Origin of the sequence: Pseudomonas paraglycinae (genome assembly GCF_021601625.1) — a bacterium.
In the GTDB taxonomy this organism is placed as follows: domain Bacteria; phylum Pseudomonadota; class Gammaproteobacteria; order Pseudomonadales; family Pseudomonadaceae; genus Aquipseudomonas; species Aquipseudomonas paraglycinae.
Genome location: NZ_BQHR01000023.1, coordinates 32882 through 59270, shown reverse-complemented (window position 1 = coordinate 59270; position 26389 = coordinate 32882). Strand labels below are relative to the sequence as shown.

Annotated in this window: 25 protein-coding genes; 16 read left to right on the top strand and 9 right to left on the bottom strand. The window is 59.5% G+C overall.

What is annotated here, in order from left to right:
- Positions 1–73: 73 nt before the first annotated feature.
- Complete coding sequence (locus tag L6D82_RS26030; RefSeq protein ID WP_236191932.1) at positions 74–1912, bottom strand: long-chain-acyl-CoA synthetase; 1839 nt, start codon at positions 1910–1912, stop codon at positions 74–76.
- 390 nt (positions 1913–2302) lie between these two features.
- Here L6D82_RS26030 and L6D82_RS26025 point away from each other — a divergent pair, with 390 nt between their 5' ends.
- The gene (locus tag L6D82_RS26025; RefSeq protein WP_039769924.1) at positions 2303–2581 is read left to right on the top strand and encodes a DUF3509 domain-containing protein; all 279 of its coding nucleotides are present in this window, start codon (positions 2303–2305) and stop codon (positions 2579–2581) included.
- A gap of 78 nt (positions 2582–2659) precedes the next feature.
- Here the strand turns inward: L6D82_RS26025 and mtnC are convergent, their stop codons facing one another.
- The 5 genes from mtnC to aroC form a co-directional block, all read right to left on the bottom strand.
- A complete protein-coding gene (gene mtnC, locus L6D82_RS26020) occupies positions 2660–3343 on the bottom strand; it encodes an acireductone synthase (RefSeq protein WP_236191931.1) in 684 nt (227 codons plus the stop codon).
- A gap of 4 nt (positions 3344–3347) precedes the next feature.
- The gene (locus tag L6D82_RS26015; protein ID WP_039770173.1) at positions 3348–3893 is read right to left on the bottom strand and encodes a 1,2-dihydroxy-3-keto-5-methylthiopentene dioxygenase; all 546 of its coding nucleotides are present in this window, start codon (positions 3891–3893) and stop codon (positions 3348–3350) included.
- A gap of 91 nt (positions 3894–3984) precedes the next feature.
- Entirely contained in the window at positions 3985–4611 is a 627-nt protein-coding gene (locus L6D82_RS26010) for a methylthioribulose 1-phosphate dehydratase (protein WP_007959997.1), read from the bottom strand.
- Positions 4608–5753 (bottom strand): MFS transporter, encoded by a 1146-nt coding sequence (locus tag L6D82_RS26005; RefSeq protein ID WP_011333208.1) that lies wholly within the window; start codon positions 5751–5753, stop codon positions 4608–4610. The genes L6D82_RS26010 and L6D82_RS26005 overlap by 4 nt, the downstream gene beginning before the upstream one ends.
- A 31-nt stretch (positions 5754–5784) precedes the next feature.
- Entirely contained in the window at positions 5785–6876 is a 1092-nt protein-coding gene (gene aroC / locus L6D82_RS26000; protein ID WP_011333207.1) for a chorismate synthase, read from the bottom strand.
- Between the two features lie 130 nt (positions 6877–7006).
- Between aroC and L6D82_RS25995 the strand changes: the two genes are divergently transcribed.
- Both L6D82_RS25995 and L6D82_RS25990 read left to right on the top strand, forming a co-directional pair.
- On the top strand, positions 7007–7960 hold the full coding sequence (locus L6D82_RS25995) for an alpha/beta hydrolase (protein ID WP_102688278.1): 954 nt from the start codon (positions 7007–7009) through the stop codon (positions 7958–7960).
- Between the two features lie 96 nt (positions 7961–8056).
- Positions 8057–8848: a hypothetical protein gene (locus L6D82_RS25990; RefSeq protein WP_085649374.1), complete on the top strand. Its 792-nt coding sequence runs from the start codon at positions 8057–8059 to the stop codon at positions 8846–8848.
- 42 nt (positions 8849–8890) lie between these two features.
- Here the strand turns inward: L6D82_RS25990 and prmB are convergent, their stop codons facing one another.
- Positions 8891–9799, bottom strand: a complete 909-nt coding sequence (gene prmB / locus L6D82_RS25985; protein WP_236191930.1) for a 50S ribosomal protein L3 N(5)-glutamine methyltransferase — start codon at positions 9797–9799, stop codon at positions 8891–8893.
- 239 nt (positions 9800–10038) lie between these two features.
- Between prmB and L6D82_RS25980 the strand changes: the two genes are divergently transcribed.
- The 5 genes from L6D82_RS25980 (at position 10039) to L6D82_RS25960 (ending at position 12811) form a co-directional block, all read left to right on the top strand.
- A complete protein-coding gene (locus L6D82_RS25980) occupies positions 10039–10629 on the top strand; it encodes a cysteine hydrolase family protein (RefSeq protein ID WP_011333204.1) in 591 nt (196 codons plus the stop codon).
- 131 nt (positions 10630–10760) lie between these two features.
- Positions 10761–11081 carry a hypothetical protein gene (locus tag L6D82_RS25975; RefSeq protein WP_007960009.1) on the top strand — a complete coding sequence of 107 codons (321 nt, stop codon included), beginning with the start codon at positions 10761–10763 and terminating at the stop codon, positions 11079–11081.
- A 74-nt stretch (positions 11082–11155) separates the two neighbouring features.
- Positions 11156–11713 carry a Smr/MutS family protein gene (locus L6D82_RS25970; RefSeq protein WP_085748499.1) on the top strand — a complete coding sequence of 186 codons (558 nt, stop codon included), beginning with the start codon at positions 11156–11158 and terminating at the stop codon, positions 11711–11713.
- A 77-nt stretch (positions 11714–11790) separates the two neighbouring features.
- Positions 11791–12336 carry a GTP cyclohydrolase I FolE gene (folE, locus tag L6D82_RS25965; protein ID WP_003204506.1) on the top strand — a complete coding sequence of 182 codons (546 nt, stop codon included), beginning with the start codon at positions 11791–11793 and terminating at the stop codon, positions 12334–12336.
- Between the two features lie 103 nt (positions 12337–12439).
- Positions 12440–12811, top strand: a complete 372-nt coding sequence (locus tag L6D82_RS25960; RefSeq protein ID WP_007960011.1) for a glutathione S-transferase N-terminal domain-containing protein — start codon at positions 12440–12442, stop codon at positions 12809–12811.
- 31 nt (positions 12812–12842) lie between these two features.
- On the opposite strand, the gene L6D82_RS25955 is transcribed toward L6D82_RS25960, so the two are convergent.
- Positions 12843–14009: an aminotransferase-like domain-containing protein gene (locus L6D82_RS25955; RefSeq protein ID WP_085748498.1), complete on the bottom strand. Its 1167-nt coding sequence runs from the start codon at positions 14007–14009 to the stop codon at positions 12843–12845.
- Between the two features lie 82 nt (positions 14010–14091).
- Between L6D82_RS25955 and L6D82_RS25950 the strand changes: the two genes are divergently transcribed.
- From L6D82_RS25950 to L6D82_RS25925, 6 genes are all read left to right on the top strand, one after another.
- Positions 14092–14535 carry a MarR family winged helix-turn-helix transcriptional regulator gene (locus tag L6D82_RS25950; protein ID WP_236191929.1) on the top strand — a complete coding sequence of 148 codons (444 nt, stop codon included), beginning with the start codon at positions 14092–14094 and terminating at the stop codon, positions 14533–14535.
- Positions 14536–14731: 196 nt separating this feature from the next.
- Positions 14732–16081 carry an NCS2 family permease gene (locus L6D82_RS25945; protein WP_007960018.1) on the top strand — a complete coding sequence of 450 codons (1350 nt, stop codon included), beginning with the start codon at positions 14732–14734 and terminating at the stop codon, positions 16079–16081.
- 87 nt (positions 16082–16168) lie between these two features.
- Positions 16169–16798 (top strand): LysE family translocator, encoded by a 630-nt coding sequence (locus tag L6D82_RS25940; protein WP_007960020.1) that lies wholly within the window; start codon positions 16169–16171, stop codon positions 16796–16798.
- Between the two features lie 199 nt (positions 16799–16997).
- Complete coding sequence (locus tag L6D82_RS25935; protein ID WP_236191928.1) at positions 16998–20681, top strand: calcium-binding protein; 3684 nt, start codon at positions 16998–17000, stop codon at positions 20679–20681.
- Positions 20682–20852: 171 nt separating this feature from the next.
- A complete protein-coding gene (locus L6D82_RS25930; protein WP_236191927.1) occupies positions 20853–22463 on the top strand; it encodes a hypothetical protein in 1611 nt (536 codons plus the stop codon).
- A gap of 6 nt (positions 22464–22469) precedes the next feature.
- Positions 22470–24005 (top strand): hypothetical protein, encoded by a 1536-nt coding sequence (locus L6D82_RS25925; protein WP_236191926.1) that lies wholly within the window; start codon positions 22470–22472, stop codon positions 24003–24005.
- 108 nt (positions 24006–24113) lie between these two features.
- Here L6D82_RS25925 and uraH read toward each other — a convergent pair whose 3' ends face one another.
- The gene (uraH, locus tag L6D82_RS25920) at positions 24114–24467 is read right to left on the bottom strand and encodes a hydroxyisourate hydrolase (RefSeq protein WP_011333195.1); all 354 of its coding nucleotides are present in this window, start codon (positions 24465–24467) and stop codon (positions 24114–24116) included.
- A 429-nt stretch (positions 24468–24896) separates the two neighbouring features.
- On the opposite strand from uraH, the gene puuE reads away from it, so the two are divergent.
- On the top strand, positions 24897–25823 hold the full coding sequence (gene puuE, locus L6D82_RS25915; RefSeq protein WP_007960032.1) for an allantoinase PuuE: 927 nt from the start codon (positions 24897–24899) through the stop codon (positions 25821–25823).
- The gene (gene uraD / locus L6D82_RS25910) at positions 25820–26335 is read left to right on the top strand and encodes a 2-oxo-4-hydroxy-4-carboxy-5-ureidoimidazoline decarboxylase (RefSeq protein WP_085748493.1); all 516 of its coding nucleotides are present in this window, start codon (positions 25820–25822) and stop codon (positions 26333–26335) included. Before puuE ends, uraD begins: the two co-directional genes overlap by 4 nt.
- The last annotated feature ends 54 nt before the right edge of the window (positions 26336–26389 follow it).

Sequence of the window (26389 nt, the reverse complement as noted above, 5' to 3'; positions counted from 1 at the left end):
CGGAAAGCCGACAGTTTCCCGAGCGCGGCGATAGCTGTCATCCCCTTTTTTCCAAGATGACCGATAGCCAATATCAATAGCGATACTTGCCTGCCCGGATGTCGACAAGGATTTCATTCGTCACCTGCACGTAGGTTTCGGTTCCCGGCAGCCAGGCATAAATCGGGTCATCCCCCGTCTGGCCGGGGTCGAAACCTTCGTTTTTCAGGCGGGTCTTCTGGTATTTGAAGGTGCCGGTGGTTTCCATTTTCACCTTGACCCGCAGGAACAGCGGCACCGCATAGGCCGGCATGCGTTGGCGGGCGAAGGCCAGCAATTCGGCGAAATCCAGGGTCGCCAGAGACTCGGCCGGGGTGATCGCCGCCATCCCGGCGCGACCATTGGTGTTGGGGATTTCCACACCATAGGCCACCGCTTCGGAAATATGCGGATGCTGGAGCAGCAGGTTCTCGACCTCGGTGGTCGAGACGTTCTCGCCCTTCCAGCGATAGGTGTCGCCGAGACGGTCGACAAACTGTGCATGGCCGAAACCGATGTTGCGCAGCAGATCGCCGGTGTTGAAGAAGCGGTCGCCCTTGGTGAACACGTCCTGCAGAACGACCTTGGCGGTTTTCTGCGGATCGGTGTAGCCGTCCAGCGGCGCCTTATCGTCGATCCGCGCCAGCAACAGCCCCCGCTCACCCCGGTCGACCTTGCGCATGAACCCGTCGTCACCGCGAATCGGCTCGCCGCTGCCCTGGTCGTAGGCCACCAACTCCCAGGCCATCAGCGAGAAACCGATGGTGTTGTCGAAATTGAGGATGTTGGTGAAGCCGATATTGCCGTCGCTGGCGGCGTACAGCTCGCAGATGTGATCCACGCCGAAGCGGGTCTTGAACTCGGCCCACGCACCGGGCCGCAGGCCGTTGCCGATCATCTTGCGCACGTCGTGACGGCTGTCGTCGGCGCTGAGCGGCTGATCCACCAGATACCGGCACAACTCGCCGACGTAACCGATGGTGGTTGCGCGATAGCGGCGCACATCGCTCCAGAACTGGCGGGCGCTGAACTTGCGGCGAATGGCGAAACCCGAGGCGCCATTGACCGCCGAACCCCAGCACACGCAAAGCCCGGTGGCGTGGTACAGCGGCAAGGTGCAATAGACGATGTCGTCCGGGCGCATGTCGAGGGCGATCATGCCGAAGCTCGCCGAACTGCGCATCCAGCGGCCGTGCTTGAACACCCCGGCCTTGGGCAAACCGGTGGTGCCGGAGGTGTAGATGTAGAAACAGGGGTCGTCGAAGAAAATCTGCCGGCTGCTGGCCGGGTTGTCGACAGGTGCGTCGGCGCTGGCGCTGATCAGGTTGATATAGCCCTCGGGCGCGATGCCCGGATGGCTGAAGGTATCCTGATCGGCGACGAACCATGCGCGCGCTGCCGGGATCGCTACTTGCTCGCGTACCGCCGCAAATGCCGGCAGCAACTCTTCACCGACAACAATCGCCGCCGGGGTCACCAGATTGATGCTGTGGATCAGCGTATCGCGGGTCTGCGAGGTATTGAGCAGCGCGCTGACGGCGCCGACTTTGGCCAGCGCCAGAATCGTCACCAGCAGTTCCGGACGGTTCTCGATGAACACCGCCACCACATCGCCCTTGCCGATGCCCTGCCCGATCAGATAATGGGCGATGCGGTTGGCCCACTGGTTGACCTGTGAATAACTCAGCACCACCTCGCCCGACAGCAGCGCGGGGCCCTCGGGATTGCGCAGCGTCGCTTGCTCGAATGTCCAGCCCAGGCCACAGGTTTGGGTCGGATCCGTGACGTTGGCCACCTTCATGCCTTTCACCACCCGTGGAATGGCTTTGGCAATCATCGGCAGTTTGCGGAGCATCATGCCCCAGGTAATCGTGTCGCTCGGCGCTTGGTGCATGGCAGCTCCCGTTCGACCTTGACGTGCAGGCCGGATTTTTATTGTCGGGCAATCGGGTGAGACAACCGGCGCTTCTCGAGCGAGGGTCGAGGCCGAAAATACGTCAGGGCTTCGCGGGCTGTACACGCGGTTTTTGCAATGTTTTGTATCCGCCCCGGCACTACTAAACGCCGCATGATTACAGCCAAGGGTATTGCTTCAATCGAATCGACAATGATCCCGCAAAATGCAGGATGCACGATGGCCATTCATGCAGATTGCACGACAGCCAAAGCCAGCAGATTTTATAAATTACTGATTTATAAGGATTTTTAAAAACTCAAATACTGGCACAATCGCTGCAACTCCCTATACATGCTTGCCATTCAAGTGCATACGGAGCTGAAAGACATGAACCTGATCCAAGAAAAATTTACCTCCCTGTTTTCCAACTTCGCCGTCACCACCCAGCCCCGTCCCGATGGCGGGATCCTGCTGACGCTGAAGAGTGCCGACGGCAAAGTGTTCAAACGTGCGCTCACGTATCAGCAACTGCATACCGGTGATCAACTGTCGTGGGCAATCAGCGCGATCCGTCGTGATCTGGCGGAACAGGCCAGCGAGCTGCCGCAGATCGGCATGCTGCAAAGCCAGCAGCGTTTTGCCCTGCCGACCTATCACTCGATGTAATTCGAACACCGTATAAACAGACAGGCCGTGGAGCTTTCGCTTCACGGCCTGTTTTTTTTGCGCGTCGATTGGGTGAACTCAGAACGCTTCCGGCTCAATCCCGGTGAAGCTGTCGACGGTCACATGCCCTGCCAACTCCCCGCCTTCACGGGCCAGGCCGCAGGTTTGCAGGCCAGCAGCCTGGGCGGCATCGAGTTCTTGCACGATGTCGGACAGGAACAGAATCTCCTCTGGTTCGACCCCGATGGCCTGCTGGATGTTGCTGTACGACTGCGCCTCGCGCTTGGGGCCCGACGTGGTGTCGAAGTAGCCGCTGAACAGCGGCGTCAGATCCCCTGCTTCCGAGCAGCCGAAAATCAGCTTCTGCGCCTGGATCGAACCGGACGAATACACAAACAGTTGATAACCGGCCTGATGCCAGCGCTGGAGCGCTTCAACGGCGTCCGGGTAAACATGGCCTTTCAACTGCCCGGCCTGATAACCCTGCTCCCAGACCATGCCCTGCAACGCTTTCAGCGGCGTGGCCTTGCGGTCTTCGGCGATCCAGGCCAGCAGAATTTCCACGACTCGCTCGACATCAGCCTGCGGTTCGTTGCTGTCGCGGCGCACGGCGTCCAGTTGCTCGGCAACGTCGGCACGCTGGGCGTTCTGGCGAACGAAGTCTGGCAGGTGCTTCGCCGCATACGGGAACAGCACGTCGAACACAAAACTCACTGCGCTGGTGGTGCCTTCGATGTCGGTGAGAATGACCTTGATCGACATCGGCTCAGTCCTCCAGACGCGGGAAGCGGCCGGCGATGTCTTCGCCGGTGAAGTTGGCGACCCAGCCTTCAGGGTTGTTGAACAGGCGGATCGCCACAAAGTGCGGATTCTCGCCCATGTCGAACCAGTGTTTGGTGCCGGCCGGCACCGAAATCAGGTCGTTCTTTTCGCACAGCACGGCGTAGACGTAATCGTCGATGTGCAGGGTAAACAGACCGCGACCGGCGACGAAGAAGCGTACTTCGTCTTCACCATGGCGATGTTCTTCGAGGAACTTGGCGCGCAATTCGGCTTTTTGCGGGTGATCGCTGTTGAGGCTGATCACATCGACCGTGATGTAACCGCGCTCGGTCATCAGTTTATCGATCTGTTCTTTATAGGCACCGATCACTTCTTCCTGGCTGGCGCCGGGCTGGATCTTCGCGGCGGCTTGCCAACGGTCGAAGCGCACGCCCTGCTCGGCCAGGGTCGAAGCGATGTCTTCGAAATGGGTCAGCACCTTGTTCGGAATCTCGGGGCTGGAAACGTGATAGACGGACAGGCTGCTCATGGGGCATTCCTCGGTATCGGCCTTGCCGTCCGGTTCTTTCAGACCGGTCGGGCACTGCATTCATCAGGCAAAGGGGCTGGTTCTGGTGAAGTCAGCCTTGGCGGTTCATGACGCTGCGGGTCTTCAACTCGCATTCAAACAGGAATTCAAAGGCCTCGATCTGGCGCAACGCGTCGCTCATCTGCGCACCCCAGGTGTAGAGGCCGTGGCCGCGAATCAGATAACCGACGCAATCGGGATGGGCGTCGAGCCAAGGCTGCACCTTGGCGGCGAGGCGCGCAATGTCCTGATCGTTGTCGAAGATCGGCACGCGCACCCGGGATTCGTGGGTCGAGATGCCGCTGAAAGCTTTTTGCAGTTCGTAGTCTTCGAACTCGATGAAGTCTTGCGGCGTCAGTCGCGACAGCACCGTGGCGTTCACCGAGTGAGTGTGCAACACCGCGCCGATCTCCGGGCGCCAGCTGTAGAGCTGGGTATGCAACAAGGTTTCGGCGGACGGCTTTTTGCCGGGCTCAAGACTGTTGCCGGACAGGTCGGTGGCGAGCACGTCGTCCAGGCCCAACTGGCCCTTGTGCTTGCCGGACACGGTCAGCAGCGCTTCGCTCGGCGACAGACGCGTCGAGTAATTGCTGCTGGTGGCCGGCGACCAGCCGCGACCATAAAGAAAACGCCCGGCGTCGACAATTTGCTGGGCAAGCTGTTCACGGGTAAGGCTCATGGCCTGTCCTCTTGCATTCGAATGGCAATGATAACGGCAGCGGCGAGCGCTGCGAGACTGGCAATACTAAAGGTCAATGTCGCGCCGAGGGCATTCCAGCTGTAGCCGGAATACAACGCGCCGAGCGCGCCACCGGTGCCGGCCAGCGCTGCATACAGCGCCTGGCCCTGTCCTTGCTGGCGCGCGCCGAAGCTACGTTGCACGAACGCGATGGCAGCCGCATGAAAGCTGCCGAAGGTCGCCGCGTGCAGCACTTGGGCAAACAGCAAGACCCAGAGGAACTCGGCGAACGAACCTAGCAGCAACCAGCGCAACGCCGCCAGCAGAAAACTCGCCATCAGCACCCGCCGCAGGGAAAAACGCGCGAGGATCCGGCTCATGGCCATGAACATCAGCACTTCCGCCACCACGCCGACCGCCCAGAGCATGCCGATCACGCCACGGCTGTAACCCAGTCGCTCAAGGTGCAGAGTCAAAAACGTGTAATACGGCCCGTGGCTCATCTGCATCAGCGCCACGCAACCGTAGAATGCCAGCACCCCAGGATTGCGCAATTGCTTGAGAAAGCCCTCGCCTGTCGGCCGGTTGCCCTGAGGCGGCTGAGCGTTCGGCACCCACAGACTGCTGAGCACGATGCCGGCCATGATCAACACCAGCGCCGCCGGGTAGATGTCGAGGCTGAGCCATTCGAACAGGCGACCGAGGGCGACCACAGTGATGATGAAACCGATGGAACCCCACAGCCGAATCTGACTGTAGCGGGAGGTCTGGCCTTGCAGATGCGCGAGGGTGATGACTTCAAACTGCGGCAGCACGGCGTGCCAGAAGAACGCATGCAACGCCATGACCATCGCCAGCCAGGCGTAGGTCTTGCTGACGAAAATCAATGAGAACGTCAGCAGCGTACACACCGCGCCGAAGCGCACGATGGCCAGGCGCCTGCCGGTGTAATCGCCGAGCCAGCCCCAGATGTTCGGCGCCACGCAGCGCATCAGCATCGGGATCGCCACCAGCTCGCCGATGCGCGCGGCGCTGAATCCGAGGTGATCGAAGTACAGCGCCAGAAACGGCGCCGTCGAACCGAGCAAGGCGAAATAGAACAGATAGAAACTGGACAGCCGCCAGTACGGGAGCGCCGCCACGGTCAGACCGCGGCGGCTTTGAGATCACCCATCAAAGCTGACCCAGCACCGGGGTGCTCACGCGCACATCGGCGTTCTGGCCACGGTGACGCAGCAGGTGATCCATCAGCACGATGGCCATCATCGCCTCGGCAATCGGCGTAGCGCGGATACCGACACATGGGTCGTGACGGCCCTTGGTAATGACATCGACAGGGTTGCCGTCAATGTCGATCGAACGGCCCGGGGTGGTGATGCTCGAGGTCGGCTTCAACGCCAGGTGCGCGACGATCGGCTGACCCGAAGAGATCCCGCCGAGAATGCCGCCGGCGTTGTTGCTGAGGAAACCTTCCGGAGTCAGCTCATCACGGTGTTCGGTGCCGCGCTGGGCAACGCAGGCGAAACCGGCGCCGATTTCCACGCCTTTGACCGCGTTGATGCTCATCAGTGCGTGGGCCAGTTCGGCGTCGAGACGGTCGAAGATCGGCTCGCCCAGGCCCGGCATCACACCTTCGGCAACCACGGTGATCTTCGCCCCGACGGAATCCTGATCGCGACGCAGCTGGTCCATATAGGCTTCCAGCTCCGGCACCTTGTCCGGGTCCGGGCTGAAGAAGGCGTTCTGCTCGACCGATTCCCAGGTCTTGAACGGGATTTCGATCGGGCCGAGCTGGCTCATGTAGCCGCGAATGACGATGCCCTGGCTGGCCAGGTATTTCTTGGCGATGGCGCCGGCCGCGACGCGCATGGCGGTTTCCCGCGCCGAGCTGCGACCGCCGCCGCGATAATCGCGCTCGCCGTATTTGTGGTGGTAGGTGTAGTCGGCGTGGGCCGGGCGGAACAGATCCTTGATCGCCGAGTAGTCCTTGGACTTCTGGTCGGTGTTGCGGATCAGCAGGCCGATGGAGCAGCCGGTGGTGCGGCCCTCGAACACGCCGGAAAGGATTTCGACTTCGTCGGCTTCCTGGCGCTGGGTGGTGTGGCGGCTGGTGCCCGGCTTGCGACGATCGAGGTCGCGTTGCAGGTCCTCAAGGGAAATCTCCAGGCCCGGCGGGCAGCCGTCGACAATGGCGACCAACGCCGGACCATGGCTTTCGCCCGCGGTGGTGACAGTGAACAGCTTGCCGTAGGTATTGCCGGACATGCAGGACGCTCCGTGAAATCGAACCCAAATTCGTGATGCGCGCCAGTATACGCAGGCTAACCGAGTAGTTCATCCTCGAACCTTAGCGGTGTGGGTGAGTCCAACCGGCACCTTGGCAAATGATGGCGTGATGATGCTGCGAGTTTTGATCTTGAGCCTTTCCCTGTTTACCGGCTTCGTCCAGGCAACTGTCCTGCAACGACCGGTCACGTTGACTACCGACAATGGCGAACTTTTCGGCTCGCTGTTGCTGCCGAAATCCGACAGCCCCGTGCCGGTTGTCCTGATCCTTTCCGGCTCGGGTCCTACCGATCGTGACGGAAACAACCCCGATGGCGGGCGCAATGACAGCCTAAAGCGACTGGCCTGGGTGCTGGCCAAACACAATGTCGCCAGCGTGCGTTTCGACAAGCGCGGGGTGGCGGCCAGCCTTGCGGCAACCCCGGACGAGCGAAACCTGTCGGTGGAAGCCTATGTGGCGGACGCCGTGGCCTGGGGTCAGAAGCTGAAAGCCGATCCGCGCTTCGGCCCGTTGATCCTGCTCGGCCACAGCGAAGGCGCGCTGATTGCCAGCCTGGCGGCGCCAAAGGTCGACGCGGCGGCGGTCATCTCGCTCTCCGGCACGGCCCGACCGATCGATCAGGTGCTGCGTCGGCAACTGGCCCGCAGCCTCCCTCCCCCGCTGATGCTGCGCAGCAACGAACTGCTCGACAGCCTCAAGGCCGGGCGCACCGACGACAATGTGCCGGCGCCGTTGCAGGTGATCTTCCGTCCGAGTGTGCAGCCGTACCTGATTTCGCTGTTCCGTCAGGATCCGGCGGCGGCCTTCGCCCAGCTGAAAATGCCGGCGCTGATCGTGCAAGGCAGCAACGACATTCAGGTCCAGGTCGATGATGCGAAATTGCTCAAGGCCGCCAAACCGGACGCGCAACTGGCGCTGATCGAAGGCATGAACCACGTGTTGCGCATCGTGCCCAACGACGTGAAGCGGCAACTGGCCTCCTACAAGGACCCGAATTTGCCCCTGGCGGCAGAACTGGGGACACGCGTCCTTGAATTTATTGACGGACTTCGCACCCGTTAAGCTCTTTTACCCTCTAGGACTTTGAAAAACGGCCGATAAGCCTTTGTCGCCAGCGTACTGGCTGGCGGCAAGCAGCTTGGACAGGATCTCGCCGTTATGACTGATACCCAGACTTCACCCGACACCACCGCTGAAAAAGACGCACCGCCAGCGGTCGAGCTGCCATGGGCGGATGTCCACGTCGAGCACCACAAGATGCTCCGCCTGGCGCCGTTGCAGACCGACCGCAACACCGGCGGGCGGCCACTGCGCTTCGTTGAATTCGGTTACGCCGAGCGCAACGGCAAAGAACACAGCCTGATGCGCATGGCGATCAAGTTGCCCGCTCAGCGCGTGCGTAAAGAGCAGAATCATCTGGACGTGTGGGTCGATCACACGACCAAACGCGTGCACTTCGGCCCGGACAGCGGTTTGCAGATCGAACCGATGAACCGTGGCATCGGCCGTTTCATGGCTGCCCAGGGCATCAACTGGGCGAAAAAACGCTGGCCCACCTACACCGTCGACGGCATGGACTTGAACAACAAGGACGCGCTGAACGAAGACACTCGCCTGCGCCGCGATCACTTTCTGCGAGTGCACGGCTTTGATGTGGTTTACGCCGATGCCCAGCATTTGAAGGGTAGCGTCAAAGAAGTGAAGGTCGGCGACCTGTTGGGTGACTGGAACAGCGAAAAGCTGCAGATCGTCGAAATTCTTGAAGCTGCGCAGATGTTGCAGCAGGCCGAGCAGAATCTGGCCGAACAGGAAGTGAAGCTGAAGAAGCAGGAAGACAAGGTCAGCAAGTTCAAGCGTGAAGACGCCGGTTTGCGTTTCACCATTACTTGCCTGGTGGCGTTTGCGGTGTTTCAGGCCGGGTTGCTGATCTGGATTGCTACGCACCGCTAAGCCAATGATCGTTCCCACGGAGGTGGGAACGATCGGTTCAGGTCAGACGCGGGAAGCGAACAGTGCCTGATGGGCGCGGCACTGTTCGGCGGTCAGCATGAACACGCCATGCCCGCCGCGCTCGAACTCCAGCCAGGCGAAATCGACTTCCGGGTACAGCGCCTCGACGTGGACCTGGCTGTTGCCCACCTCGACAATCAGCAAACCCTTCTCGGTCAGATGATCCGCCGCTTCGGCGAGCATCCGGCGCACCAGGTTCAAACCGTCATCGCCGCAGGCCAGGCCCAGTTCCGGCTCGTGCTGGTATTCGTCCGGCATGTCGACGAAATCTTCCGCATCGACGTAGGGCGGGTTCGACACGATCAGGTCGAAACGTTGACCCGGCAGGCCGTCGAAACCATCGCCCTGCACGGTGAACACACGCTCATCGACGCCATGACGCTCGATGTTCTGGTTCGCCACTTCCAGCGCTTCGAACGACAGATCCGCCAGCACCACTTCGGCGTTCTGGAACTCGTAGGCGCAGGCGATGCCGATGCAGCCGGAGCCGGTGCACAGGTCGAGAATGCGCGCGGGTTCGTCGCCGATCCATGGGGCAAAACGGTTTTCGATCAGCTCGCCAATCGGCGAACGCGGGATCAGCACGCGCTCATCGACGATGAACGACATGCCGCAGAACCATGCCTCGCCCAGCAGGTAAGCGGTCGGAATGCGCTCTTCGATGCGGCGTTTGAGTAGGCGCTGAAGATTGACCAGCTCATCGTCCTCCAGCGCGCAATCCAGATAGCTGTCGGCGATTTCCCATGGCAGGTGCAAGGCACCGAGCACTAGCTGCCGGGCTTCGTCCCAGGCATTGTCGGTGCCATGGCCGAAAAACAGATCCTCCCCATGGAAGCGGCTGACGGCCCAACGGATGTGGTCGCGCAGGGTACGAAGTCGGGAAGTGATCACGGGGCAGAACTCCAGAAAAAACGACTGGCGATTCTAGCAGCCAAAACGCGCCGCGACGACGCAGGAAAGATTCCGGGGCGACGGTAGGACGCTTCCGATTTTCCCCTCGGCTATTGAACAGATCGTGTAACTTGACAAGGCTGCAGGCCAGCAACGACGGTGTCTACGATGGTAGCGATTCACAGAACCGCTCAGCCAGAGGACAATGTCGCAAAAGCCCCACCCGAAGGAGCCCCAGAATGTCCGTTCCAAAAACGATGTTTCAACTCAGCGGTCGCGGTTACGCAGCGGCCACGTTGAGCCATGCCACCGTGGTCATCATCGATGCCCAGAAAGAGTACCTCAGCGGCCCGCTGGCCCTGAGCGGCATGGACGCGGCTGTCGCGAACATCAAACAACTGGTTGCCGCCGCCCGCGCAGCCGGCCGACCGATCGTGCATGTGCGCCACCTCGGCACCGTCGGCGGTCTGTTCGACCCGCAGGGCGAACGCGGCGAGTTCATCCCCGGCCTGGAACCCCAGGGCGATGAAACCATCATCGGCAAACTGCTGCCGAGCGCCTTCCACGGCACCGAACTCTACGATCGTCTGCAAACCATCGGCTCGCTGGACCTGATCGTCTGCGGTTTCATGAGCCACTCCAGCGTCAGCACCACCGTGCGCGCGGCGAAGAACCTGGGTTTCCGCTGCACCCTGGTCGAAGACGCCTGCGCCACCCGCGATCTGCCGTTCAAGGGCCGCGTACTCAGCGCCGAACAGGTACAGGAAGCGGAAATGGCGATCATGGCCGACAACTTCGCCACCCTCGCGCTGACTCAGGACCTGATCTGATCGACCGTAAATGAGCGGCTCAGCTCGCCGCTCATCTGCAAAAACCTCGCATTTGCTTCAATTACCCTAGCCTCAGGAACAACCCGGTCAACTCCCGGTCGAAGGGCCGATACCCATTGAGGAAGGTCGGAATGAAGTTATCCGATGGATTTGACGCACGCCGCTTGCGGCCCAAAGGCCAAAGCAACTGGCGATTTCGATTCGGCGCGGCGATCGCGGCCATTCTGGCCACGTTCGGCGTGCTGCTGGCGATGGCCGGGGCCGCCAGCCTGCTGGGGCGCCCGCCGGCGCTCGGCGATCTGAATGCAACACCGCTCGGCTCGGCGATCATTCTCGCGGTCGGCCTGTTGTTCCTGTATTTCGGCGTGGCCCTGTGGCGTCGTTGCCGGCGTCGCGCACGGCAATCGCGGGAGCTGAACATGTCCCCGCATCTGATGAAAAAACACGATTGAATCGAAGGCCTGGCTTTTTGCCGGGCCGTTTTGTGTCTGTTTGGGTAAACTGGCCGCCCTTCGCGGAGGCTGACATGCAAGACGACGATTTTTCCCTGTTCAAAAGTGCGATCCAAGGCGTCAAGCCGATCAAGCACGACCGCGCCGACACCGGCAAACCCAAGGCTGACCGTGACCGGATCGCCAAGCTGCGCCAGTCCGCCACCGTGCGCACCGACACCACTACCGTTGACGGCCTGTCCGATCAGTTCGTGATCGACGTCGGTCCCGAAGACGAGCTGATATGGGCCCGCGACGGGGTGCAGGAAAGCCAGATGCGCAAGCTCAAGATCGGGCAGATTCCGTTCGAAGGCAGCCTCGACCTGCACGGCATGAGCGTGGAAAAAGCCCGCGAAACCCTTTGGGCCTTTCTCGCCGAAGCGACCAGATTCGAAATCCGCTGCGTGCGCGTCACCCACGGCAAGGCCGTGCGTCTGGACGGCAAGCGGCCGATGATCAAAAGCCACGTCAACACCTGGCTGCGCCAGCATGCGCAAGTGCTCGGTTTCTGCTCGTGCCAGGCGAAACATGGCGGTGCCGGCGCCGTGTATGTGATGCTCAAACGCACCATGATGGAAGGCCGCGACGAATAATCCCGTCACACCGAACTTGCAGGGTCGTGTCCGCCACCGTACCCTTGCCCTTTGCGAAAATCCCCACAGGTAGTTTCATGTCCCTGGAACAGAATTACACCGCGATTCTCGGCCAATTGGGCGAGGACGTCTCCCGCGAGGGCCTGCTCGACACGCCAAAGCGTGCCGCCAAAGCCATGCAGTACCTCTGCCGCGGTTATGAACAGACGCTCGAAGAGGTCACCAATGGTGCCCTGTTCAGCTCCGACAACAGCGAAATGGTGCTGGTCAAGGACATCGAGCTCTACTCGTTGTGCGAACACCACCTGCTGCCGTTCATCGGCAAGGCCCACGTCGCGTACATCCCGAGCGGCAAAGTGCTGGGCCTGTCGAAGGTCGCGCGGATCGTCGACATGTACGCCCGCCGCCTGCAGATCCAGGAAAACCTCAGCCGCCAGATCGCCGATGCGGTCCAGCAGGTCACCGGCGCGCTGGGCGTGGCCGTGGTGATCGAGGCCAAGCACATGTGCATGATGATGCGCGGTGTCGAGAAACAGAATTCGTCGATGATCACTTCGGTGATGCTCGGTGAGTTCCGTGAAAACGCGGCGACCCGCAGCGAGTTTCTCAGCCTGATCAAGTAATGCGTGACACAAAAAAAACCGGCGTTGATCGCCGGTTTTTTTTCGTCCGTGAAAAATCGGGTAAGCTGCGCGCCTTCTTCAATGTCCCTGTGAGGCTTGTAACGTGTTCGTCAAAGCGCTTCGTGTCGGCCTCGGCCAACTGATCATCTTCGTTGATTTCCTCACCCGCCCGGGCAAGAAGCAGCGCCCCGCCGCTGCCCAGGCTCAGGTTGATGCCGCCGCAAAGGACCTGACCCTGTATCAGTTCCACGCCTGCCCGTTCTGCGTGAAGACCCGCCGCAGCCTGCGCCGCCTGAACGTTCCGGTGGCCCTGAAGGATGCGAAAAACAACGAGCAGGATCGCCAGACCCTGCTGGAACAGGGTGGCAAGATCAAGGTGCCGTGCCTGCGCATCGAAGAGAACGGCCAGACCACCTGGATGTATGAGTCCAACACGATCATCGAATATCTGAACAAGCGGTTCGCAGCGGTCTGAATCAAAAAAACCGGCCTGAAGGCCGGTTTTTTCATGCTGCCTGCGCGGCCTGTGCCTGGCGCACCACCGCCGCTAGACGTTTGAGCCCTTCGTCCAGTCGGGCCGGATCGATGTGGCTGAAGTTCAGGCGCAGGTGGCCGGGGTTGCGATCCGGCTCGGGGAAGAACGGTTCGCCCGGCATGAACGCCACATCATTGGCCAGCGCGGTGTTCAGCAAGGTGCGGGTGTCCAGCGGTTGCTTCAGGGTCAGCCAGAAAAACAGCCCGCCCTGGGGTGTGTTCCAGTCCGCCAGATCGCCGAAGTGAGTTTCCAGCGCTGATTGAAATGCATCGCGACGCTGACGGTAGAAGCCACGCAATTCACTCAAGTGCTGCTGATATTTCTCACTGCCGATCCACTGCAACGCCTGCCACTGACCAATGCGGTTGGTGTGCAGATCCGCCGATTGTTTGAGCTTGAGCAGATGCGGAAACAGATCCGGGCTGGCGATCAGATAGCCGACGCGCAGACCTGGCAGCAGGGTTTTCGACACGGTGCCGGTGTAGATCCAGCTGGATTTTTTCAGGCGTCCGGCAATCGGCTGGGCACTGCCGCCGTCGAAGGTCAGCTCGCGATAAGGCTCATCTTCGATCAGGGTCACGCCGAATTCGTCGAGCAATGCCGCAACGGCTTCGCGCTTGGCTTCGCTGTAGCGCACGGCGGACGGGTTCTGGAAGGTCGGAATCAAATAGATGAACGCCGGGCGATGCTGTTCCAGGCGCTGACGCAATTGCGCAAGGTTCGGACCGTCAGCCTCCAGCGGCACGGTCAGGCAATCGGCGCCGAACAGTTGGAAAATCTGCAAGGCCGCCAGATAGGTCGGCGCTTCGAGCAGGATTTCGGTGCCCTTGTCGATGTACAGCTTGGCCGCCAGATCGAGGGTTTGCTGGGAGCCACTGACCACCAGCACCTGACTCGCCTCACACGGCAAACCCAGCGCCCTCGCCTCTGCCGCCAGCGCTTCGCGCAGTGCTGGCTCGCCTTCACTCATGCCGTACTGGCCGAGAGACAGCGGCATCTCAGCCCATTCAACTTTCGGCAGCATCGCTTCGGCCGGTAAACCACCGGCGAATGACATGACCTCCGGGCGCTGAGCCGCGGCAAGGATTTCACGGATCAGAGAACTTTTGAGGCGCGAGACACGTTCGGAAAAAGCCATGGAAGTCACCGCTAGCGAGGCATGGGAAAAATGAGTCAAACTTGTTGACTGAAATTACGACACCCTCTCTGGAAACGTCAATATGCTTGACCTTAAAAACTGCGCCAGCCAGCAACAAGCCATGGAAGCGTTTTTCTTCGGTTACCAGGCGTTCACCGCCAAGGCCGATGAAATGCTCGAGCGTCGCGGCTTGTCCCGCGTGCATCAACGCATCGTGTTTTTCATCGCCCGCTACCCGAACCTGAGCGTCAAGGAATTGCTCGCGCTGCTCGGCGTCAGCAAGCAAGCGCTGAACATGCCGTTGCGGCAATTGCAGGAAATGCATCTCGTGGACAGCGTGGCGTCCGAGACTGACAAGCGTAAACGCCTGCTGGAGCTGACTGCTGAAGGCGCGAAATTTGAACAGGCTCTGCGTCGGGAACAGGTGAAATTGCTTGAACGCGTCTTTGCCGAAGCCGGCGAAACGGCGGTCAACGGCTGGCTGGCGGTGAATCTGGCGCTGGGAGCCAATCGCCCGAACGAGTGATATAGCTTGATCGCCAGTCTTTTCGTCTACAAAACCAAAAACAATATTTGCTTTATTTGTACACAAAAGCATAATCCACAGCGTGCGAGTTCCTGACCGCATGGTCAACAAATTCGCGTATGCCTCAAAGGGCCGCTGCCACCCCTCATGGGTCCGGTCCTGGAAATAACAATAAAACTCTTGAGGAGTACTCGCTGTGGAAAGCCGCAAATCCGAAGCATCGACGCTGGAACTCTCGCCGCCGTTACGCAATGGCCTGCTGGAGCGCATCTTCAAACTCAGCTTGCATGGCACCACGGTGAAGACCGAGCTGATTGCCGGTCTGACAACCTTCATCACCATGGCTTACATCATTTTCGTCAACCCGAACATCATGGCCGATGCCGGGATCGATCACGGTGCAGCCTTCGTTGCCACCTGTATCGCCGCCGCGCTGGGCTGCCTGCTGATGGGCCTCTACGCCAACTGGCCGGTAGGCCTGGCGCCGGGCATGGGCCTCAACGCGTTTTTCACCTACACCGTGGTCGGCACCATGGGCTACAACTGGGAAACGGCCCTCGGTGCGGTGTTCGTCTCGGGCGTGCTGTTCATGATCCTGACCTTTTCGCGGATTCGCGAATGGCTGCTCAACAGCATTCCGGTGAGCCTGCGCTATGCGATGGGCGCGGGTGTGGGTCTGTTCCTCGGGCTGATCGGCCTCAAAACCGCCGGCATCGTCGTCGATAGCCCGGCCACCCTGATCAAACTCGGCTCGCTGCGTGAACCCGGCCCGCTGCTTGCCGCCATCTGCTTCCTGATGATCGCGATCCTCAGCTATCACAAAGTGTTCGGCGCGATCCTCATCAGCATCATCACCGTGACCCTGGCTGGCTGGGGGATTGGTCTGGTGCACTACGAGGGCATCATGTCCGCCCCGCCAAGCCTGGCGCCGACCTTCATGGCCATGAACGTCGCCGGCGTGTTCAACGTCAGCATGATCAGCGTGGTCCTGGCCTTCCTCTTCGTGCACATGTTCGACACCGCCGGCACCCTGATGGGCGTCGCCCAGCGCGCCAACCTGGTGAACGCTGACGGCCGCATCGAAAACCTGTCCCGCGCCATGAAAGCCGACTCCGCCTCCAGCGTTTTCGGCGCAGTGGTCGGCGTTCCGCCGGTCACCAGTTACGTGGAAAGTGCCGCCGGTGTAGCGGCTGGTGGTCGGACTGGTCTTACCGCAGTCACCGTGGGTGTGCTATTTATAGCCGCGATGTTCTTTGCACCGCTGGCCGGCATGATTCCCGCCTATGCCACCGCTGGCGCGCTGATTTACGTAGCGATGCTGATGATGGGCGGCATGGCGCACATCGAATGGGACGAAGCGACCGACAGCATTCCGGCGATCGTCACCGCGATCATGATGCCGCTGACCTTCTCGGTCGCCGACGGTATCGCGCTGGGCTTCATTACCTATGTCGCGCTGAAGGCCGGCACCGGTAAATACAAAGAGATCTCCGTCAGCCTGTGGGTGCTCTGCGCGATCTTCATCGCCAAGTTCATCTTCCTGTAAGCGCTACGCGGTTCACGCTTCAAAACAGCCTCACCCCACCGGGTGGGGCTTTTGCACATTCTTGATAACGATAAAAAGGAGCAAGTGATGAGTCTGGAAACCTGGCTGCTGTTCAGCGGCGCTGCGCTGGTGGTGATCCTGATTCCGGGGCCGCTGTCGTTGCTGATGATCAGCAACAGTCTGAATTACGGTCTGCGTCGATCGTACCCGGCGTTTCTCGGTGGCGTGTTCGCCTCGATCTGCCTGCTCAGTGCCTCGGCGCTGGGGCTGGGCGCCCTGCTGCTGGCGTCCGAAAAACTGTTCAGCGCCCTGAAGATCGTCGGCGCGATTTACCTGTTCTACCTCGCCTGGCAGAGCTGGCAGCAATCGCGCCAGCCGTCGGTGGGGGCCGAAGTGCCTCAGGCCGCACCGGTTCCTAAGTTCCGCGCATTGTTCAGCCGGGCCTTCGTGCTTGGCGCCAGCAATCCTAAAGACATTTTGTTTTTCGCCGCGTTTCTGCCGCAATTCCTCAGCGCCGAGCAACCGTTCCTGCCGCAACTGCTGGTGATGATCGCCACCTGGACGCTGCTCGATCTGCTGTGCAAATTGACCTACGGCCTCGGTGCCCATGGTGCAGCGCGTTACCTGCGCAGTGGCAAGGGCCAGAGCTGGTTCAACCGCATCAGCGCCGGATTGTTCGGCGGTGCCGGTGCCGCATCGCTGCTCAGCGGGCACTGATACTTGCAGACAATGTTTTGAGTCTCAGATGATTTGAATCTGACTGCCAGTTTCGACACTCACGTCCTGCATCGAAACTGGCAGCAACTTCCGCTTCCAAAACGCAACACACCGCAACACCCCGCCGATGTACTTCGTTTGAACCCTTTTCCTAAGATGACGGCGCAGCACAACCTCATCTCAGAACAAGGATGTTCAAATGGCCACGCTTATTCACCCGTCCTCGATCGAATATAACGACGCAGACATTGCCGACATGCAACTTGTCGCCAATGAACGGCAACCTTCAACGATCGACTATGACGACGACAATTCCCGCCCGCCCTCTCCTGCGCTCAAAAACAAAAGAGCGCAGCTTAAAACCGTGGACCAAGTCTTCGGCCCGCTGCAGATAGGCGAATACTCCATTAGCCGCAGAGCGCTGGACACATTGGGCGCAACGGTCGACGGGCAACCCCTGGATGGCAAGAACACGTTTTTCCGTACCCCAGGAAAGCGCTTTATCAACGCCCTGCAATTTGACCCGGTCGCCATTGAAGCGCGGATGAAAACAACGACCGGCGCAGACGACTATTTACTGCCGGCCCTGCTCTTCGAAATGGCCAGCCGACGCCCTCTCACGGCACCTCCCTTGTTGATTGATCCACTCGATACTCAAACCGATCCAGGTGCTTATCAGGCCAAGCTGAAACAACTTCTGAACTCGGCGCAGAGACTCAATATCCGCCATGCCCATATCGAGGAGCCACTTCCCAACTGGGTCAAACGCTCAAGCAGCCGAACCATGGCCAGCACCGGTATCGGACTTCAGGCGTTCGGTATCTACAGTGGTCTTCGCGGTCTGCAGGATGCGATCAGAGACAAGGATTCGTATGGCATTGTGTTCAACAGCTCGGCGTTCACCGCCGATGTCGCTTCGATAGCGATCGATCTGGCCGTCGCCCGCAAAGCCACACAAATGCTCAAAGCCAGCGAGAGTGCCTACAAGGGATTTGCCAAAACCAGTTTCGCCCTCAAGCTGGGTCGCGGCGGTGGCTTGATCGGCGGTGCCCTGACGCTGCCGTTCGATGTCATTTCTGCAGTGGATGGTTTCAAAGCGGCAGCCAGGACAACCGGGAAAGAGTCGATCAATAATTATGTGAATGCCGGGCTGAGCGTCACCAGCGCAACCATGACCGTGCTGCTCGGCGCCGCGGCCCTGGCCGGATTTTCCTCGGCCGGCCCGATCGGGCTGGTCGCGGGTTTGCTGCTGGTCGCGGGATCGCGAGTCTGGGCGGCAATCAATGTAGTCGATGACATTGACGATTACATCACGCTGACCACCGAAGAGCGTCTGCGTACCGGCTGGTTCGCTTTCTGGGGCATCAGCCCGGATGAAAGCATTGAAGATCGTCACCTCATTGCCAGATCGGCTGCCCGACATTCACAACAACTTCAAACCACCGCTCGCAAGTTGCTGGACGAAACACTCAAGGATCAGACCGAAGCCATCATCAATGGCAGTTTCCGGGTGGAAGTCGAATCACTCCAGGTCGCGACTTATGAGTGGACCCCGGAAAACCCGAAGTACAAAACCATCAAGCGTCCACGAATCAGCGATAACAACGACAACATCGACGCACATGCAGGCGTCACCCAAGGCACACCCGGGGCAGTGTTTGGAACTTCTGCCGACGACAAAGACATCCTATGGTTTATCGGTGGCGGTAACGACACGATTCTGGGGGTAAAGAAAAAACCGAACAGGTTCTATTACGGTGCCGGCCATAAATCCCTGAACGGTGGCGAGAAAGCCGACGAGTTCATCTTCGAGGGCGCTGCCGACCTGCTGAAAACCGGCACGCAAGAAACACTGATTTCCGAATTGCAAGGTGATGCAGGTAACGACACGCTGAAACTGGCGGGGCACTTTCCGCAAACCAACGAAGATCGTTACGGATTTCGAGTTGATTTGCATAAGGGCGAGATGTCGCTGCTGGTCAAGCCGCTCACTCCAAAAGAGCAGGCCTACAGGCTGCACAGTCATCTGCAAAGTATCGAAAACGTCGAAACGCTGGCCGGTGCAACCAATGAAGTCATCGGCAGTGACGGTCCGAACATCATCAAGTCCCGTGGTCGCGACGAGATTGATGCAGGCCCCGGCGAGGACCAGATTTATTTACTCGGCAGTTACGTATCGGCCAATGGCGGCAAAGGCAAGGATGCCTACGCAATCGCTCACGTCCCCGGCATGGTATCGATTATTGAAGACGGCGCAGATGAAAGCATCATTGCGCTGGACTGGCCCTGCGAGCTGATCGAAAGCTGGAAGATTGAAAAACGGGAACTGGTCATCACGTCAGGATTCGAATTCGACGATACCAGCAAGAAAATTGTCCGGATCAAGAATGTCTACCAGCAAACCGGGGACAAACGATTGCTACAGAATGGAAAACTGACCTTCATCAGCAAAGATGGATTTCATCTCGTGCCGGAACTTCCAGCCAGCATAGAAACGCCGCTAGCGGTCGATGTGGAAGTGGTGATCCTGCGACAGGGAACACGCCAGCTTCCGGTCATTGTGTTTGATAAGCAGCTCACCGTCCCCAACGACAGAAGTTCGAGCTACTGGCTGTCACGCAACAATATCCAGACGGTTTTCCAGGTAACAACGCCCGGTAATACAGGGGTCACTACGCTGCACATCGATTGTGCCAGCACAGAACTGACTCACGTCGAGGCTTATTACAACGCCGACCTCATGCGCGGAACTCATTTCAACTACATCATGTACAAGGAATGCGGGCTGACCCTGCATTTCGGCAGCAAACAGCTATCGATCAAAAATCTTGCCTCTTCGACCGTGTCCGGCATGCGCGATCTCAAGCCCCGGTTGAAGGCCCCCGAGCTGGCAACCAACCACTCGTTCATTCTGATCATGAACGACGGCGCGTCTTATCGACTTATCCAACCCCCTGTCACCGACAGTCATTTTTTGAACGACACGTTTGAAATAAGCGGCCCGATGCATTGGACCAGCAACGTGCCTCTGCCACTTTCCCCCAGAGCGGGAACGCATCAATACCTGCAACCGCTCGACAACCAGACACATGCGCTAGGTAGCGGGGAGAAGTGCGTCATGCTCAAACCGGCTGCGCAACAGACTGCCGTGGAAAGCCTCACCGGTGAAGGTTCGAAGTACCTCGTCCACCTCAACCCCGGCATGTCGTTGCGCATTTCCACGCCAGGCGCATTGGCGACCGCGAGCCAGCAACTGGCCTTTTCCTCGACCTGGGAATTCGACGCCTCCAGCCTGGGCGAGGTGGAGATCAGGCTCATCGACAACCAGTTGCAGATCGGCCAGACGATCATCTATCTGCCGCAATACCAGAACACGGGCGACCTGATCGACCAGGTTCGCGTGATAACCGCGCAGGGCATTGTCTGGGCGGTCGATCTGATTTTCGAGGCGGTCTATATCGAAGCGATAGACGCACGGTTCCTGGTACCGGCAACCGACGTTTCGACTCCCTTGCCTGCCGGGCTGAAGCAACATCCGGAAGACCACATACTTGTACGCAACATGGTCATGAAAGATGGCAGCCTCGGTGCACTGCGGTATCACCTGACACAGCGCAAATGGATGCTCGACACAGACAAGTCCCGCACCATTGACCGCCAGGATCTGCAGACAACCAACCACTGCACCCACCAACTGAAACTGTTCGAAGAAGTGGCACAGATCGGCCTCGCTTACTCTCCCCCGCTGGGCGACCACGCCTTGAGAGTCCTGCGCGAACATTGCGTCAGGCTGATGGGCGATCTCTCGCTGGATTACCCGGCAAAACTGGAACAGGCGAAACACCTCGCCTGGCTTTTATCCGGACAATCGCACTACAACTGACGCCCTCGGGAGTCACGGACTCCGCTGGAAATGCTTTGCATCAGTCGCTTGCGCCAATTGATATATGTACCACACGCCAGAAGCCTGCTTTGACGATCATTCAGCCCCCTTTAGCCAGCACCACTCCATGGCTTTACACCGCTGAATCAGTCGTACATCGGAGCACTTCAAATGGCCAAGCCACCCAAGCAGATTCCTCCCGCGAGTTCGTCGCCTCCCAGGTCCTTGACAGACACGCCTCCTGTCAATGTCGATCACGTTTCGAACATTCGCCCCGGCACGCATTTGCCAAGCGTCGAGCTGACGTTCGCCGGACATTCATCGCAACACACGGCAGACCATGGCGGGGGCAAACAGCCCTCGGTCGAGGTCAGCGAGATGCTGACCCGCCAGCATCCACACGGGTCAGTCATTGCACCTGACGCCTCGGCGAGGCCGACATCACCCGTGTTCATTCCCGTTCATCTGGCCCTCAGGCTGACCCCGGCAGCAGACTCACCGCAAGGCATTCGCCGTGACGGTCGTGAACGAACCTATGTCGACATGCGCGAAGGCACTGCCATGGTTCATCAACACCCTGACGGCCGCTATCAACTGACCTCGGCCAGCGAGTTGACGCCATCCGGTTTTCAAGTCGAGCGGATCCATGGCACGAATCTGTGGCAAAAACGCCAAGCCATCGCGGCACGTCGCCCGCATGTCGACGAGCCGGACGAGCAAGCCGGTCCGAGCAAACGCCCGCGACTGAATGAGGATGACGCGTCGACCGATCCGGACCCGTTCGCCGACAAGGCTTCGACAACCATCCAGCAACCACTGGACCTGTCCAGCAAGCCATGGCGAAGCTGGGGTCAACCGACAAAACCCACCAGCGGTCAATCGGTTGAAGTAGATGGGCTGCACTACCCGATCGTGTCGCAGATCGTTCGCTCCAATACTCCCATCGTCTGCATCAAGCACCCGCGCTTCAACCCGGAACGCTTCGAAGCTTTCGAACAGATGCTCGTAGACAATCGCACGCTGCAACCGCGCTGGGCAGCCCGTGCCCCGGACAACCGGTGGGTCGTTGCAGACGATCACCTGCCATTCGAAAAACCGCTGACGCAATACGTCGCCGATACCTTCGAGTACTTGTCCGGGCAATCCGCCAGGGCCGTGGCCAAGGCCATGTTCAGCGCGTCACGTGGCGCCGAAGTGATCAATGGTGAGGGATTGCAGGCACTGAGCCAGACGTTCCGTTACTGGGAAAACAGGACCATCCCCGCCCACCGACAGCTCGCAGATCCGCTGATGTTGCTGCCGATCCAGCCCATCATCGATGACGGCACTTTCGGGGGAGGGATCGTACTGCCCCCGATAAGCGGGCCGAGCCTGCAGCGAGTCGATATTGATCCGCAGAAATTTTCGCAGCAATGGAATGAATATACGGCTGAACCGGGGGCTGCGAGCTTGCAAAAGCTCTTCTACAAAATTCTGGTCAAGAGCGGCTACACGGTCAGTCCGCCAGATCCCCTGCTGCTGGAAAACTCGCTGGTTTTCCGTCGGGAAGGCCTGGACTCGCTTTTCGTACTGAAGCTCCCGCTCGTCTCCTCCGACTTCATCCCCCGATACACCCGACCGGGTTCCGAACTGACCAGTTCGGCAGCGCTGATGACACTCGACGAAACCGGACGGCAACGGCTGAACACCCTGCTGGCACAAGACAAAATCAACTATCTGGTGGGCGGCATTCAACGACCGAGTCCGGACCAACCCACCCTCTTCATTCTTCGCGAAGGCTGATCATCAATGAGCCCCAAACGCCCCACCCGACCGAAAACGGATACACCGGACTCCACGCCTGTCGTGCGAGACACCACGCCGGACATTCCAGTCCCCCCACGCCTGACGCCCGACACCTTGATCGACCCAACCCTCACGCATCCGGCCTGGCAATTGCCTGCGCCGCCCGTGACTCGCCGTCAGATGATCGAAATCTACGATCTTCCTGCCGAGACACAGGTCAGGGCCAGCACCGCGCAAAGGCCGATCGGCAGTTATTTTCTTGCACCCGGGCTGGTCAACAGGTTGCCGCCTCCCGACTTGCCGAGCGGCATTCGTTCCGCCGGACGCTATGCCTATGTCGATCTTGTCGAGGGTGGCACCGTGCTGATCGACCCCGATGCACAGGATGGAGTAAGAGCTCGTTTATCGAACGAACTCTTCGCGTCCGGTCCGTTGCTGGAGCGGGTTGAAGGGACGCTGATGTGGCGCCCGGTTCCCGTGGAAACCGCGCCAGATACTTCCAGGCTGACCATCACACGCCACCGATTGCCGGATGATGAACCGTCAGCCGTACCGTCAAAACGCTCTCGCCTGGAAGAGACGCCGTGGAGCGATTGGGGCATCGACCCGCAACATGCCACCCCGGGTGACATTCGCGTCGACGGTATCCAGTACAAAGTCATTCCGCCAGGCGATGCGAGAGATCCGATCGTCTATATCAAGAACCCGAGTCACCTGATCTACGACTTCGACCTGCTGGAGCGCACACTCCGACTGGACCCGCAGCAACAGCCGCGAGGCGCCATTCAGGTTCCGCCTGCCCATCATTGGCAAATCGATCCGACGTTGCCATTCGATCGTCCATTGACGAATTACGTCGCTCGATACTTTCCCGAGTTGTCCGCGAGTTCGCAGGAGAATGTCGCGTTTCACCAGTTTGTGCTGGCAAACGGAACCAATACCGCCACCGGTTCGGGACTGACCTTGCTGCGACAAACCTTCAACGACTGGGAAACCGGAAACGACACTCCACGCCCGCAATTGGCGGATCCGTTGCTGATGTTGCCGATCCTGCCAACGTCGGGCGCTGGAACGATCCGTGTGATCGAACTACCGACGCCGGAATCGGGTGGTCCGCTGCAGCGACTGGATTTCGATCCGGCGCTGTTTCGCCAGGAATGGCTGTATTCGACCAATACCCAATCGGCGGTGGATCTCAAACGCTTCATGGCGACGCTGCTGACCCGTAACGGTTACGCCGTGTTCGATCCTAGCCCTTCCAACTCGTATCCGGCATTGGTGTTCAAGCGCACCGGGCATGACTATGTATTCTTCATCAGCCTGCATCGCATCCGGGGCCGCAAGATCAACCAGACTCTGAATGTCGATCAGAACAGCGCCAGCTTGCGCCTGCATATTCAGGTGGGCGCACCGGCGGCGGCAGCGGTGATCGCAGCAAATGCCAGAAACAAAGTCGTCTGGCTCAGGGGCGGCCCGCAGACGCTTGCAAACGCTGACGACACAGTGTTTATCGTGCGCGACGGGCACCCACGGCTGTGATCGCAGATTGCTGAATGACAGACGAAAAAAAGCCCGCAGTGTGAGCGGGCGAAAGACCAAAGAAGCTATATGCGCAGTCGCTTCCCGGCAGGGGCAGCTGCTTGGGGGTCAGCTGCCCCGATAGGTGGAATAGCTGTAAGGCGAAATCAGCAACGGTACGTGGTAGTGATCCTGTTCGGCAGAGATGCCGAACCGCAGCACGACCACGTCCAGGAATGCCGGCTCCGGCAACTGGACGCCACGGGCGCGGTAGTAATCGCCGGCGTGGAACTGAACCTGATAGACACCGGTACGATAGTCATCGCCTTGCAGCAGTGGCGCATCGACCCGGCCATCGCTGTTGGTAAGCGCACTGGCGACCAATTCCAGGTGCGAACCTTCAACGCGGTACAGCTCGACCTTGATCGAGCTGCCAGGGCAACCGTGTGCAGCGTCCAAAACGTGTGTTGTCAAACGTCCCATTGATTCTGCGCGCCTGCCTGCGTGGAGCAGTCAGACTTCGCGCCTCCCGAAGTCAGTTGAAAAGGAGACCGCACCGTTTCGGAGCACGAAAAGCTGCGGCGAGCGATTGATTAAGACATTTTTCAAAAAAATTGTACACAATAAAAACGACATTTTTGCTGCTACCCCCGCCATCCTTCGATTTCCCGGTAATTTGCCCCATAACCTCGCATTCATTGAACCCCCAATCCATTAGCTGACTGGTCAGGCAGGTTTCTTGCAGGTTCACGCCATTAACAGCAAAGATGACAGCCGGTGAAAAATGCGAAAATTCAGGCTTACAAATTGAGAATAAAGTTGTATACAATCAGCCCATCGCTGTGACGCCAGCCTGCCATTCAAACTTCAGGGCGCCACACAATCTGTCAACGAATAAGAAGGAAGACTGCAGTGAGCGCTGACTACCCACGCGACCTGATCGGTTACGGCAGTAACCCTCCTCACCCACACTGGCCGGGCAATGCCCGGATCGCCCTGTCGTTCGTACTCAATTACGAAGAAGGCGGCGAGCGCAACATTCTGCACGGCGACAAAGAATCCGAAGCCTTCCTGTCCGAGATGGTTGCTGCTCAGCCTCTGCAAGGCGCGCGCAACATGAGCATGGAATCGCTTTACGAGTATGGCAGCCGTGCCGGCGTCTGGCGGATCCTGAAACTGTTCAAGGAATTCGACATTCCGCTGACCATCTTCGCCGTGGCCATGGCCGCCCAGCGTCACCCGGACGTGATCCGCGCGATGGTCGAGGCCGGTCACGAGATCTGCAGCCACGGCTACCGCTGGATCGACTACCAGTACATGGACGAAGCGCAGGAACGCGAGCACATGCTCGAAGCGATCCGCATCCTCACCGAACTCACCGGCGAGCGCCCACTGGGCTGGTACACCGGTCGCACTGGCCCGAACACCCGTCGCCTGGTGATGGAAGAAGGCGGTTTCCTCTACGACTGCGACACCTATGACGACGACCTGCCCTACTGGGAACCGAACAACCCGACCGGCAAGCCGCACCTGGTGATCCCGTACACCCTGGACACCAACGACATGCGCTTCACCCAGGTCCAGGGTTTCAACAAGGGCGACGATTTCTTCGAATACCTCAAAGATGCGTTCGACGTGCTTTATGCCGAAGGCGCCGAAGCACCGAAGATGTTGTCGATCGGTCTGCACTGCCGTCTGGTGGGCCGTCCGGCGCGTCTGGCTTCGCTCAAGCGCTTTATCGAATACGCTAAAAGTCATGAACAGGTGTGGTTCAGCCGCCGCGTCGACATCGCGCGTCACTGGCACGAAACCCACCCGTACCAAGGGGCTGCCAAATGAGCACCTTTCAAACCCTGCAACCGTCGACCCTGAGCCGCGACGCCTTCGTCAAAGCCTTCGCCGACATCTACGAACATTCGCCATGGGTGGCCGAGAAGGCCTTCGACCTGGGCCAGGACGCATCGATCGACCAGATCGAAACCCTGCACCAGCGCATGAGCGACATCCTGTTGAGCGCCGATCACGCCAGTCAGCTGGCACTGATCAACGCTCACCCGGACCTGGCCGGCAAAGCTGCCGTCCAGGGCGAGTTGACCGAAGCCAGCACCAATGAACAGGCTGGCGCCGGTATTCACCAATGCACGGCCGAAGAGTTCCAGCGCTTCACCGAGCTGAACGACGCCTACAAAGCCAAGTTCAAGTTTCCCTTCATCATGGCGGTAAAAGGCAGCAACCGGCATCAGATCCTCGCGGCGTTCGAAACGCGCATTCACAACCCGGTCGACACCGAGTTCAAATGCGCGCTGGCGGAGATCAACAAGATCGCCCTGTTCCGATTACTGACTCTCTAGCGAGCCTGGCCCGAGAAACCTCTAGAACGCTTGTGTTTCCCAGGGCCCTGCAAG

Coding starts and splice junctions, on each gene's coding strand:
- L6D82_RS26015 (WP_039770173.1), bottom strand. CDS start 3,893: ATGAGCAGCCTGTCCGTCTATCACGTTTCCAGCCCCGAGATTCCGAAC.
- L6D82_RS25935 (WP_236191928.1), top strand. CDS start 16,998: ATGGCCACGCTTATTCACCCGTCCTCGATCGAATATAACGACGCAGAC.
- L6D82_RS26025 (WP_039769924.1), top strand. CDS start 2,303: ATGAACCTGATCCAAGAAAAATTTACCTCCCTGTTTTCCAACTTCGCC.
- L6D82_RS26030 (WP_236191932.1), bottom strand. CDS start 1,912: ATGCACCAAGCGCCGAGCGACACGATTACCTGGGGCATGATGCTCCGC.
- uraD (WP_085748493.1), top strand. CDS start 25,820: ATGAGCACCTTTCAAACCCTGCAACCGTCGACCCTGAGCCGCGACGCC.
- mtnC (WP_236191931.1), bottom strand. CDS start 3,343: ATGTCGATCAAGGTCATTCTCACCGACATCGAAGGCACCACCAGCGCA.
- aroC (WP_011333207.1), bottom strand. CDS start 6,876: ATGTCCGGCAATACCTACGGCAAGCTGTTCACTGTCACCACCGCGGGC.
- L6D82_RS25925 (WP_236191926.1), top strand. CDS start 22,470: ATGAGCCCCAAACGCCCCACCCGACCGAAAACGGATACACCGGACTCC.
- L6D82_RS25980 (WP_011333204.1), top strand. CDS start 10,039: ATGTCCGTTCCAAAAACGATGTTTCAACTCAGCGGTCGCGGTTACGCA.
- L6D82_RS25995 (WP_102688278.1), top strand. CDS start 7,007: ATGATGCTGCGAGTTTTGATCTTGAGCCTTTCCCTGTTTACCGGCTTC.
- L6D82_RS25990 (WP_085649374.1), top strand. CDS start 8,057: ATGACTGATACCCAGACTTCACCCGACACCACCGCTGAAAAAGACGCA.
- L6D82_RS25930 (WP_236191927.1), top strand. CDS start 20,853: ATGGCCAAGCCACCCAAGCAGATTCCTCCCGCGAGTTCGTCGCCTCCC.
- L6D82_RS25950 (WP_236191929.1), top strand. CDS start 14,092: ATGCTTGACCTTAAAAACTGCGCCAGCCAGCAACAAGCCATGGAAGCG.
- L6D82_RS26010 (WP_007959997.1), bottom strand. CDS start 4,611: ATGAGCCTTACCCGTGAACAGCTTGCCCAGCAAATTGTCGACGCCGGG.
- uraH (WP_011333195.1), bottom strand. CDS start 24,467: ATGGGACGTTTGACAACACACGTTTTGGACGCTGCACACGGTTGCCCT.
- L6D82_RS25970 (WP_085748499.1), top strand. CDS start 11,156: ATGCAAGACGACGATTTTTCCCTGTTCAAAAGTGCGATCCAAGGCGTC.
- L6D82_RS25955 (WP_085748498.1), bottom strand. CDS start 14,009: ATGGCTTTTTCCGAACGTGTCTCGCGCCTCAAAAGTTCTCTGATCCGT.
- folE (WP_003204506.1), top strand. CDS start 11,791: ATGTCCCTGGAACAGAATTACACCGCGATTCTCGGCCAATTGGGCGAG.
- L6D82_RS25975 (WP_007960009.1), top strand. CDS start 10,761: ATGAAGTTATCCGATGGATTTGACGCACGCCGCTTGCGGCCCAAAGGC.
- L6D82_RS25940 (WP_007960020.1), top strand. CDS start 16,169: ATGAGTCTGGAAACCTGGCTGCTGTTCAGCGGCGCTGCGCTGGTGGTG.